Origin of the sequence: Pseudonocardia sp. P1 (genome assembly GCF_000178675.2) — a bacterium.
Taxonomy (GTDB): domain Bacteria; phylum Actinomycetota; class Actinomycetes; order Mycobacteriales; family Pseudonocardiaceae; genus Pseudonocardia.
The window spans coordinates 822,715-834,114 of record NZ_ADUJ02000001.1 but is presented as its reverse complement, the minus strand read 5'-3'; the positions used below and the strand labels follow the sequence as shown (position 1 = coordinate 834,114).

The following is an 11,400-nucleotide window of genomic DNA, read 5'->3' as shown; positions in this document are numbered from 1 at the left end:
CCGGAGCGCGTTTCCCACAGGTTTCGGCGCGGTTTCGAGCGATCACGCCGCTGTACCGCGGCGGGCCGGTCGACTGTGGGATCGCACGAATCTCCCGGTCACCGGCCCGGTGCGTTCGTCGTCCGTGGCCGTGCCGGGCCCGGCGACGGCGGGCGCATGGTGATGCAGGTCGCAATCCCGTCCGGAACGAGGATCCGATGAGTCCGCTGCCGCGTCCGCGCCGCCGCCCGTCCACCCAGCCCGTCCACCCCGTCGACGCCGTGCCACCGCCGGGCCGTCTCGCCGTCTACGGCCTGCAGCACGTGCTCGCGTTCTACGCGGGCGCCGTCGTCGTCCCGATCCTGCTGGCGAACGCGATCGGGCTGGACGAGCGGCAGCTGATCCACCTCATCAACGCGGACCTCTTCACCTGCGGGATCGCCTCGATCATCCAGGCGGTCGGGATCGGCCGGAAGATCGGTGTGCGGCTCCCGCTGCTGCAGGGCGTCACCTTCACCGCGGTGTCCCCGATGATCGCGATCGGGCTCGCCGCGGGTGGCGGGACCGAGGGGCTGACGACGATCTACGGTGCCGTGATCGTCGCCGGGCTCGTGACGTTCTTCGCGGCGCCCTACGTGGCCCGGCTGCTGCGGTTCTTCCCGCCGGTCGTCACCGGCACGGTGATCACGGTGATCGGGCTGGCGCTGCTGCCGGTCGCGGCGCAGGACGCCGTCGGCGGTGCGAACGCCCCCGATCCGGGCAACCCGCTGTACCTGGCGCTCGCGCTCGGCACGCTCGCGGTGATCGTGCTGATCCAGCGGATCTTCCGGGGCTTCCTGGCGACCGTCGCGGTGCTGGCGGGGCTCGTGATCGGGACGCTCGCCGCGGTGCCGTTCGGGCTCGTCGACACCTCGGGGGTGGGGGAGTCGGCGTGGGTCGGGGTGACGACGCCGTTCCACTTCGGCTGGCCGCAGTTCTCACTGGCCGCGATCCTCTCGATGATCGTGGTCATGATGATCACGGCGGTGGAGACGACCGGGGACGTCGTCGCGACGGGCGAGATCGTCGGGAAGCGGGTCGGGCCGGACGACGTCGCCCGCGCCCTGCGCGCCGACGGCGCCGCCACCACGCTGGGCGGGGTCCTGAACTCGTTCCCCTACACCTGCTTCGCCGAGAACGTCGGCCTGGTGCGGCTGACCCGGGTGTCGAGCCGATGGGTGGTCGCGGCCGCCGGTGGGTTCATGATCCTCATCGGGCTGGTCCCGAAGGCGGGGGCGCTGGTCGCCGCGGTCCCGCACCCGGTCCTCGGCGGGGCGGCGCTCGCGATGTTCGCGACGGTCGCCGTCGTCGGGATCCAGACGCTGACCGCGGTGGACTTCCGGGACCACCGCAACGTCGTGGTGGTCGGCTCCGGCCTCGGGGTGGCGCTGTTCGTCACGGTGCAGCCGGACGTCGCGCAGGCGCTGCCGGGCTGGGCGCAGATCGTGCTCGGCTCCGGCATCACGGCCGGCAGCGTGGTGGCGATCGGCCTGAACCTGCTGTTCTTCCACACCGGGCGCCGGCCGGCCGGGGACCCGGTGCCGGCCGGGATCGCGGCCGGCCGGATCGAGACGATGGGGCGGGCCGAGTTCGCCGACGTCTTCGGCCGGCTCTTCGAGGGGCCGACGCCGGTGCCCGCCCGGGTGCACGCGCGCGGGCCGTTCCCGGACACCGACGCGCTGCGGGCCGCGGTCCAGGAGGAGCTGTTCGCCGCACCGGCGGGGGAGCAGCGGGAGCTGATGGGGCACTACCCCGATCTGGGTGGGCTCGTGACGGGCGGGAGTGGGACCGGCGCCGGGCCGGACGGGCGGGCACCCGCGGGCCGGGCGGGGCAGGGAACCGGGGACACGGCCGGGGACACGGCCGGGGACACGGGCGGGGACGCGCTCGGGGACCGGGCCGTGTCCCGGGACCGGGCGGGCCTGGCGCTGCTCGGCGCCGACGACCGGGACGAGCTCGCCGCGCTCGCGGCGTCGTACCGGGAGCGGTTCGGCTTCCCGCTGATCGTCTGCCTGCGCGACGCCGGTGACCGGGCCGCGCTGCTCGCGACCGCCCGCCGCCGGCTCACCCACCCGCCCGCGCAGGAACACGCCGCCGCCCTCGTCGAGATCGCGAAGGTCGCCGGGCACCGGTTCGACGACCTCGTCGCGCGCTGATCCCCGGCCCGCCACCGTCCGGGGCGGTACGGTGGCGGGCATGGTGGAGGGGGTCGCGTTCCGGGTGGACCGGGTGCGTGACGCGGCGGCGGTGCTGCTCGCGGCCCTGCTCGCGTCGCTCCTGGTGCTGGTCCCGGTCCTGCTCCCGGTCGACGGCGACGCCGGACTCGTCGGCGCCGTCGTCGCGCTTGCCGTCCTGGCCTGGACCGGCGGGCGCGAGCTCGGCTCGCTCCGTCTCGTCGCGACCACGGCGACGACTCCCGTCCGCGAGGCACTCCGCAGCGCGCACCGGGCCGGTGCGTCCCGCCAGTGCGATCCCGACGCCGACGGGCGGCCGCGCCCCCGGGCACCGGGGTTCCCGGTCCCGCTGGAGCAGACGATCGGCTGAGCCGGTCGGGAGCCGCCGACGACCGGTGGTGACCGTCGGGTCTCGTCGGGTCTCGTCCGCGGGTGTCGCGGTCGGGTGCCGTCGGCCGGTGTCGTCGGCGCTGTCGACACGCGTGGAGATCGCAGATGTCGCGCCCGGCGCGGTGGCTCCTCGCCCCACGGGGGTGGTCCTGTTCGGAGAATCGCTTCCTCAGGCAGCGATTTTCCGGAAGGAAGTACCCGGCGGCCCGCAGGGCTGTCGGGCGGTGTGCCGGCCGCACACGTCACGGCCCCGCGTCATCGCCCGCGTCACCGGCCGCGTCACCGCCGGCCTCGCGCGCCACTGCGGCCTACGCGCCACCGCCGCCCCCCCCGGCGCCACTGCCGGCCCGCGCCATGGGCCAGCGCCCCCGCCGATCCGCCTGCTCCGGCGTCCGTCCCGCCCTTCGACCGGACGTCCCTGGAGTTCCCTGTGCTCGACTTCCTCTACTATCCCGTCTCCTTCGTCATGCGCCTCTGGCACGAGCTGTTCGGTGCCCTGCTCGGCCCGGCCTCCGGCCTCGCCTGGGCGCTGTCCGTCGTGTTCCTCGTGCTCACCGTGCGCGCGCTCCTGGTGCGCCCCGCCTGGAGCCGGATGCGGTCGGCGCGGATCACGCGTGCGCTCGGCCCGCAGCTCACCGCGTTGCGGGAGAAGCACCGCCACGACTCCCGCAGGCTCGCCGAGGCGACCGCCGCGCTGCACCGCGAGCACGGCTCGTCGCCGGTCGCCGGGCTCGGGACGGCGCTGCTGCAGATCCCGGTGTTCGTCGCGTTGCTGCACGTCCTGCGCTCGTTCAACCGCCCCGGGCTGAGCTTCGAGCAGAACGCGGCGATCGCCAACTACGCGTTCGGACCCGACCAGGTCGCCTCGTTCCTGCAGGCCAGGCTGTTCGGGGCGCCGCTGTCGGCGTGGCTGACGATGCCCGCCGACCAGCTCGCGTCGTTCGGCGGGGCACCGGTCGCGGCCGGTGCGGTGGCCGCGGTCGTCGTGCCGCTGGCGGTGCTCGCCGCCGTCTGCACCCACCTGAGCATGCGGTTCGCCCGGGTCGACCCCAGCGGACAGCCCGCGGGCGTCGGACGGGTGCTGGCCGCGATGCCGTGGGTCGCGCCGCTCGGCGTGCTCGTGGGCGGGCTGTTCTTCCCGGTGCCGATCGCGCTGCTGCTGTACTGGATGACCGGCAGCCTCGCGACGCTGGTGCAGCAGCTGGTGATCACGAGACTGCTGGACCGGCGGCCCGCCCCGGTCGTCGCCGCTCCCGCCCCCGCCCGTGCGCGGGCCCGTGCACCGCGGCCGGGTGCGAAGCCGGTGCGTCCGGGGAAGGCCGGTGCCGCCCGGCGCTGAGCCGTCACCGGGACCCCGTCACCGGGACCGCAGCGCGAGGTACAGGTCGACGCGGTCGGAGAACGAGCCCAGGTCACGACCGGTGAGCTCCTCGACCCGCCCGATCCGGTACCGCACCGTGTTGACGTGCAGGTGCAGTCGCGCCGCGGTCCTGCTCCACGAACCGGACTCGTCCAGGAACGTCGCGAGCGTCTCGGCGAGCCCGGTCCCGGAGCGGACGTCGTGGTCCAGCACCGGGCCGAGCACCTGGGCGGCGAAACCGCGGCGGACGTCGTCGGGCACCCCGGCCAGCAGCGCCACGTGCGAGGTGATCTCCCCGGCCCGGGCGGACGCGACCGGGCCGGGCCGGGTCGCGGCGAGCCCGGCGGCGTGTCCGGCCTCGCCGAGCGCACCGGACAGGGCGTCCGCGGACGACGGCCGCGACACCCCGGCGTGCAGCCGGCGCCCGCCCAGTCCCGGCCCGAGCCGGTGCAGCGCGGCCAGCACCGCGGGGACCGGGTCCGGCTCCCCGGTGTCCGCGAGCACGGCGACGGCTGCGTCGTCGTGCACCCCGACGGCGGCCGGCCCGGCCCCGGCCAGCGCGTCGACCAGCACGGTGTGCGCCGTGCCCGCCGGGTCCGGGGTGCCGTCGGCCCGCAGCACGAGTACGACGAGCGTGCCGTCGGGTTCCACCCCGGCCTGCCGCAGCCGGACCCGCGTCTCCGGCCGGTCGCCCTCACCGGCGGCGATCCGGGCCAGTGCGTCGTCGGCGATCGGCCGGGCCACCGCGACGCCCTCCCGCCGCCGGGCCCGGTCGAGCGCGGCGATCGCCGCCAGCTCCCCGACGGCGTCGACCGCCTCGGGCCCCGGGCCGCCGGGATCGTCGCCGGGGGCCGACTCCGCCGCCACCAGCCAGCTCTCCGCACGCGCTGTGCCCGGCGCGGCCGGGACGAGCAGGTGCCGTCCGGCGGAGACCGGGAGCCGTCCGGCGGTGAGGAAGGCCGCGACGACGGCGTCCCGGTCGTCGTCGGGCAGTGGGGGACCGGCGAGCAGCCGGCCGCCGGCCGTCAGGACCCGGCAGGTCAGGCCGGTACCCGCGGACACCGAGCCGGCCAGCTCGGTGAGCGCCGCGCCGCCCGCGAACGCGTCGAGCAGGCGCCGGTGCCGCCCGAGCGTGTGTGCGAGCCGGTCGCCGCGGGCCGCGGACAACGCGCCGACGACCGTCTCCGTGACCGTTCCGAACGACACGTCGACCGGTACCGCGATCAGCACGAGGCCGTGCCGGCGGCAGGCGTCGACGACGTCGTCCGGGACCTCCCCGAACACCGCCTCGCCCGCGACGAGCGCGGCCGCCCCGGACCGGGCGACGGCCGCGACGAACCGCTCGGAGTCGGCCGCCGACCGCCGCCACACCAGGCCGGACACGACCAGCTCGCCGCCGCCGAGGTAGCGCGACGGGTCCGGCAGGTCCGTCGTGTAGACCCAGCGCACCGGACGGTCCAGATCCGCCGCGGTGCCGTGCAGCACGCGCAGTCGCAGCTCACGGCGGTCCACCAGCTCGGAGAGCAGCATTGGAGGAACCTACAACCGTCCGGGCAGGGGACGGCGACGATTCGTCACGGTGGTGCCTTCTACCTGTGACCCCGGAGCGGTTCCCTGGGCACATGGAGCGGATCGTCATCGACGGGGCGCACGTCGTCACCGTCAGCGGGCAGGAGTTCCCGGGCGGGCACGTCGTCGTCGAGGGGAACCGGATCACCGCCGTGGGGCCGGGCCCGGCACCCACCGGGCCGGGCCGGGTGGTCGACGGCCGCGGCTGCCTGCTCACCCCGGGACTGGTCAACACCCACCACCACCTGTACCAGTGGGTGACCCGCGGGCTCGCCGTCGACCACACGCTGTTCGAGTGGCTGACGACGCTGTACCCGGTGTGGGCCGGGATCGACGAGCACGCCGTGCACACCGGTGCCACCGGCGCGCTCGCGACGCTCGCGCTGTCCGGGTGCACGACCTCGACCGACCACCACTACGTCTTCCCCCGCGAGGGCGGTGACGTCCTCGGCGCCGAGATCCGCGCCGCCGCCGAGGTGGGGCTGCGGTTCCACCCGACCCGCGGCTCGATGGACCTGGGGCGCAGCGCGGGCGGGCTGCCCCCGGACCACGTCGTCGAGGACCGCGACGCGATCCTGGCGGCGTCCGCCGACGCCGTCGCCCGCTGGCACGACCCGGCGCCGGACTCGATGCTGCGGATCGCGCTGGCGCCGTGCTCGCCGTTCTCCGTCACCGGCGACCTCATGCGGGAGTCCGCCGAGCTGGCCCGGGACCTCGGTGTCCGGCTGCACACCCACCTCGCCGAGACCGCCGACGAGGAGGACTTCTGCCGCGAGCGGTTCGGCTGTTCCCCGACCGATTACGTCGCCGGTCTCGGCTGGACGGGCCCGGACGTCTGGTTCGCCCACACCGTCCACCTCGACGACGACGCCGTGAAGGCGATCGGTGCCTCCGGCACCGGCGTCGCGCACTGCCCGACCTCCAACGGGCGGCTCGGGGCCGGCATCGCCCGGCTCCGGGACCTGGCCGACGCCGGTGCGCGGGTCGGGCTGGGCGTCGACGGGGCCGCGTCGAACGAGGGCACGAACCTGCTGGAGGAGGTCAAGCACGCGGTCCTGTTCGCCCGCGCCGTCGGCGGGCCGACCGCGCTGTCCGTGCGCGCCGCCCTGGAGCTCGGCACGCTCGGTGGCGCGACGGTCCTCGGCCGCGAGGCCGAGATCGGCTCGATCGAGCCCGGCAAGCTCGCCGATCTCGCGCTGTGGCGGCTCGACGGGCTCGGGCACGCCGGGATCGCCGACCCCGTCGCGGCGCTCGTCCTCGGTGCGGCGCCGCCGTTGGAGCGGCTGCTGGTGAACGGCCGGACCGTCGTCGAGCGGGACCGGGTCGTCACCATCGACACCGGCGCCGTCGCCGAGCGCTGCGCGGCGGTGCACCGCGACCTGGTCGCGAAGGCCGGGTGAGCGGATGGACCTGCACACCGTCACGACGTTCCGCCGGGCCCGCTCGCGCGGCGACCTCGCGCTGGCGCCGGGGGAGCGGATCCTCGGCGGCGGGACCTGGCTGTTCTCCGAGCCGCAGCCGGACACGACCGGCCTGGTCGACCTGACGACGATGGGCTGGGAACCGGTCGTCGTCCGGCCGGACGGCGGGCTGGAGATCGCCGCGACCTGCACGATCGCCGAGCTCGCCGCGTTCGGGGAGCGCACCGGGCGCCCGCTGCTCGCGCAGTGCGCGCACGCGCTGCTGGCGTCGTACAAGATCTGGCACACCGCGACCGTCGGCGGGAACGTCTGCCGGTCGTTCGCCGCGGCCGGGATGGTCGCGCTGTGCGTCGCGCTCGACGGCGTCGCGCTCGTCTGGACCCCCGACGGCGGCACGTACCGCGTCCCCGTCGCGCAGCTCGTCACCGGCAACGGGACGAACGCGCTGCGCCCCGGCGAGGTCCTGCGGTCGCTGGAGCTGCCCGCGCACGCGCTGTCGGCCCGCACCGCGTTCCGGAAGATCGCCCTCGCCGAGCTGGGCCGGTCCGGTGCCGTGCTGACCGGGCGGCTGCACGACGACGGCGGCTGCGTCTTCGGCATCACCGCCGCGACGGCCGCACCGACGGTGCTGCGCTACCCGGCGCTGCCGGGCACCGGGCGGCTGCGCGCCGACGTCGCCGCACTGGACGGCTGGTACACCGATCCGCTCGGCACGGCCGGCTGGCGGCGCCAGGTCAGCGGCGTCCTGCTGGCCGAGATCCACGAGGAGCTCGCCGCATGAAGTTCCGGATCAACGACGTCGAGGTGTCCGGCGAGCCGCGCCCGGGCCAGTGCACACGGACCCTGCTGCGCGAGCACGGGCACTCCGAGGTCAAGAAGGGGTGCGACGCCGGCGACTGCGGCGCCTGCACCGTCCTGCTCGACGGCCGCCCCGTCCACTCCTGCCTGATCCCCGCGCAGCGCCTCGACGGCGCGGAGGTCACCACCGTGTCCGGGCTCGCCACCGAGCGGGGACTGCACCCGGTGCAGCAGGCGTTCGTGGACCGCTTCGGGTTCCAGTGCGGCTTCTGCACGGCCGGGCAGATCGTGACCGCGTCGACGCTGACCGAGGACGACCTCGACGATCTGCCCCGCAGGATGAAGGGCAACCTCTGCCGCTGCACCGGCTACCGGTCGATCCGCGAGGCGATCGAGACCGGGGTGCGGGCCGCGGCCGCCGGGGACGCGCCCGGATGCGGCGCGGCACGGGACGGCGGCGCGACCGCGTCCGGCCCCGGTACCGGCCCCGGGTGCGGCAGCGCGCCCGACGGCGGGAGCATCGGCACCGCGGCGCGCCCCCCGGCCGCGGAGCGCATCGTCACCGGCGCGGAGCCCTTCACCGTCGACACCGACCTCACCGGTGCCCTGCACCTGCGGATCCTCGCCTCCCCGCACGCGCACGCCCGGATCCGCGCGATCGACGCCACCGCCGCGCGCGCCGCACCGGGCGTCCGCCTGGTGCTGACCCACCACGACGTCCCGGCGACCCGCTACTCCACGGCCCGGCACGAGCACCGCACCGACGACCCGGACGACACCCGGATGCTCGACGACGTCGTCCGGCACGTCGGGCAGCGGGTCGCCGCCGTCGTCGCGGAGAGCCCCGCCGAGGCCGAGGCGGCCTGCCGGCTGATCGCCGTCGACTACGACGTCCTGCCCGCGGTGCTCGACCCGGAGGAGGCCCGCCGGCCGGGTGCACCGCTCGTGCACCCGGACCGGACGCCGGACGACCGGGTCGACGACGCCTCCCGCAACGTCGTCCTGGCCCTGCACGGCGGGCACGGCGGCGACGTCGCCGCGGCGCTGCGCGGCTCCGCCGTCACCGTGTCCGGGACCTGGCGGACGTCGCGGGTCAGCCACGCCCAGCTGGAGTGCCACGGCGCGGTCGGCCGGCTCGACGACCGCGGCCGTCTCGACATCCGCGCCGGCACCCAGGTCCCGTTCCTCACCCGCGCCGAGCTGGCGCGCCTGCTGGACCTCGACCCCGACCGGGTCCGGGTGCACACCGCGCGGGTCGGGGGCGGGTTCGGCGGGAAGCAGGAGATGTTCGCCGAGGACCTCGTCGGGCTCGCCGTGCTGCGCACCGGGCGCACCGTCGTCCACGAGTTCACCCGGGCCGACGAGTTCGAGCGCACCGCGCTGCGCCATCCCATGCGGGTGGGCGTCGAGCTCGGCGCCGACGCGTCCGGGCGGCTCACCGCGATGAAGCTCGACGTCCTGTCCGACACCGGCGCCTACGGCAACCACTCCCGCGGGGTGCTGTTCCATTCGGTCGCCGAGTCGGTGAGCGTCTACAACTGCCCGGTCAAGCACCTCGACGCCGAGGTCGTCTACACCCACAACGTGCCCAGCGGGGCGTTCCGCGGGTACGGGCTCGGGCAGGTGCTGCTCGCGGTGGAGTCCGCTATGGACGAGCTCGCGATCCGGCTCGGCACCGACCCGTTCGAGCTGCGCCGGATCAACATGGTGCGCGCCGGGGACCCGCTGCACGTCGCGCATCACCCGGAACCCGAGCACGACCTGCACTGGACGAGCTACGGCATGGACCAGTGCCTGGACCTCGTGCAGGACGCGCTGGCCCGGGACCCGGGGGACCCCGTGCCGGAGGGCCCGCAGTGGCGGGCCGCCGACGGCATGGCGCTGGGCATGATGACGACGATGGCGCCGTTCGGGCACGCCGCGACCGCCTCGGTGACGCTGCTGCCCGGCGGGCGTTACCGGCTCGGCGTCGGGACCGTGGAGTTCGGCAACGGCACGACGACGACGCACCGCCAGGTCGTCGCGTCCGTGCTGGCGACGACGCCGGACCGGATCGAGCTGCACCACGGCGACACCGACGCGTGCGGCTACGACACCGGGGCGTTCGCGTCCGCCGGGACGACCGTCGCGGGCAAGGCGCTGCACCGGGCAGCGCTGGCGCTGCGGGAACGGATCCACACCCTCGCCGGTCCCGGTGCGGAGCTGCACGCCGACGGCGTCCGCACGCCGGACGGCCCGATCGGCTTCGACGAGCTGCTGGCCGGCTCGCCCGGCGGGCTGACCTGCGAGGGCACCGAGCCGGGGGAGGAGCGGGCGATCACGGCGAACGTGCACGGCGTCCGGGCCGCGGTGAACGTCGAGACGGGCGAGGTACGGGTGCTGCGGTCGGTGCAGGCCGTCGACGCCGGCACCGTCCTCAACCCCGAGCAGCTGCGCGGGCAGGTCGAGGGCGGTGCCGCGATGGGGCTCGGCAGCGCGCTGTACGAGGAGGTGTACGTCGGCGACGACGGCCGGCTGCTCAACCCTGCGTTCCGCACCTACCGGGTCCCGCAGATGGCCGACGTGCCGCCGGTCGAGGTGCTGTTCGCCGCGACCTCGGACGCGCTCGGCACGTTCGGCGCCAAGTCGATGAGCGAGGCCCCCTACAACCCCGTGGCGCCCGCGATCGGGAACGCGATCCGACGCGCGCTGGGGGTGCGGCCGTACCACCAGCCGTTCACCCGGGACCGGGTGTGGCGGCTGGCGGCCGGTGCTTCCGAGGGGTAGCCGGGTCAGCCGAGCTCGCGTGCCTTCGCCAGCATCGCGGTGGCGGTGAGCCTGCCGAGCTCGTTCGCCGCGAGCGGGCTGTCCCCGGTGATCACGTCACGGTCGGTGGTGCAGCGGCCGGACATGTCGTCGTTGACGACGCGGACGCCGTCGTCCTGCAGGGCCCTGCCCAGCATCCACGGCATCGGGCCGGGCAGGTAGCCGATGTCGACGTTCGCACCGGCGTCGAGCGCGTCGGGGAACACACACATCTCGTAGCCCTCGAACAGCGACCGCTCCCGGCCGATGCGGGTCGACAGGAACGCGGCCGGGCCGTGGCACAGCGACACGACGAGCCGACCGGCGCCCGTCGCCCACTCCAGGGTGTCGCGCACGTCCGTGCTGAACGGCAGGCCGGACAGGGCGCCGTGACCGCCGGGGACGAAGACCCCGAGGTAGTCCGAGTCCGGGCCCAGCTCGTGCTCGACGACGTCGGCCAGCGACTTCGGCTTCCGCCACTGCGGCAGCAGGGCGTCGCGGGTGCTGCGCACGGCCTCGTCCTCGCCGGGGTAGGCCCACCACTCGAACTTCGCCGGGTTGCCGGTCAGCGTGGCGATCTCGACGCCGAAGCCGGCCCCGAGCACATGGTGCAGCGGCAGCAGCGTCTCCACCGGGTGGTTGCCGGTGGAGAACATGGTGCCGTTCCCCATGAGGAGGTAGCGCTCGTCGGTGGCGAGGACGAGGATCTTCCAGCGCCCACCGGTCCACGCGTGCCGCTCCGTCGCGAGACCGTCGAAGTCGGTGCGCGGCGCGGTGTAGGCATCCAGCGAGTACGGCGACGGGAAGTACGCCTCGTGCTCGGCGGTGTCGGGCGTCGGCTCCTTGCTCAGGGGCGCCTGGTCGGTCACGAGAACCTCGCACGTGT

At 75.5% G+C, this 11,400-nt stretch carries 8 protein-coding genes; 6 read left to right on the top strand and 2 right to left on the bottom strand.

Going from position 1 to position 11,400, the window contains the following annotated elements; genetic code table 11:
• Nucleotides 1-197: 197 nt before the first annotated feature.
• The 3 genes from PP1_RS03345 (at nucleotide 198) to yidC (ending at nucleotide 3,921) form a co-directional block, all read left to right on the top strand.
• Nucleotides 198-2,174 carry a solute carrier family 23 protein gene (locus tag PP1_RS03345; RefSeq protein ID WP_075314179.1) on the top strand — a complete coding sequence of 659 codons (1,977 nt, stop codon included), beginning with the start codon at nucleotides 198-200 and terminating at the stop codon, nucleotides 2,172-2,174.
• A 40-nt stretch (nucleotides 2,175-2,214) separates the two neighbouring features.
• Complete coding sequence (locus PP1_RS03340; RefSeq protein WP_010237603.1) at nucleotides 2,215-2,562, top strand: DUF6412 domain-containing protein; 348 nt, start codon at nucleotides 2,215-2,217, stop codon at nucleotides 2,560-2,562.
• Between the two features lie 450 nt (nucleotides 2,563-3,012).
• Nucleotides 3,013-3,921 carry a membrane protein insertase YidC gene (gene yidC, locus PP1_RS03335; protein WP_010237600.1) on the top strand — a complete coding sequence of 303 codons (909 nt, stop codon included), beginning with the start codon at nucleotides 3,013-3,015 and terminating at the stop codon, nucleotides 3,919-3,921.
• An 18-nt stretch (nucleotides 3,922-3,939) separates the two neighbouring features.
• Here the strand turns inward: yidC and PP1_RS03330 are convergent, their stop codons facing one another.
• The gene (locus tag PP1_RS03330) at nucleotides 3,940-5,472 is read right to left on the bottom strand and encodes a PucR family transcriptional regulator (RefSeq protein ID WP_075314180.1); all 1,533 of its coding nucleotides are present in this window, start codon (nucleotides 5,470-5,472) and stop codon (nucleotides 3,940-3,942) included.
• A 92-nt stretch (nucleotides 5,473-5,564) separates the two neighbouring features.
• Here PP1_RS03330 and PP1_RS03325 point away from each other — a divergent pair, with 92 nt between their 5' ends.
• Genes PP1_RS03325 through PP1_RS03315 form a run of 3 tightly spaced genes read left to right on the top strand, consistent with a single transcriptional unit; the run spans nucleotide 5,565 to nucleotide 10,496 of the window.
• Nucleotides 5,565-6,911, top strand: coding sequence for an 8-oxoguanine deaminase (locus PP1_RS03325; protein WP_010233197.1), 1,347 nt, complete (start codon nucleotides 5,565-5,567; stop codon nucleotides 6,909-6,911).
• 4 nt (nucleotides 6,912-6,915) lie between these two features.
• Nucleotides 6,916-7,713: an FAD binding domain-containing protein gene (locus PP1_RS03320; protein WP_010233194.1), complete on the top strand. Its 798-nt coding sequence runs from the start codon at nucleotides 6,916-6,918 to the stop codon at nucleotides 7,711-7,713.
• On the top strand, nucleotides 7,710-10,496 hold the full coding sequence (locus tag PP1_RS03315) for a molybdopterin-dependent oxidoreductase (RefSeq protein WP_075314181.1): 2,787 nt from the start codon (nucleotides 7,710-7,712) through the stop codon (nucleotides 10,494-10,496). The genes PP1_RS03320 and PP1_RS03315 overlap by 4 nt, the downstream gene beginning before the upstream one ends.
• Before the next feature lie 5 nt (nucleotides 10,497-10,501).
• On the opposite strand, the gene hchA is transcribed toward PP1_RS03315, so the two are convergent.
• On the bottom strand, nucleotides 10,502-11,383 hold the full coding sequence (gene hchA, locus PP1_RS03310) for a glyoxalase III HchA (protein ID WP_029239817.1): 882 nt from the start codon (nucleotides 11,381-11,383) through the stop codon (nucleotides 10,502-10,504).
• Nucleotides 11,384-11,400: the final 17 nt, after the last annotated feature.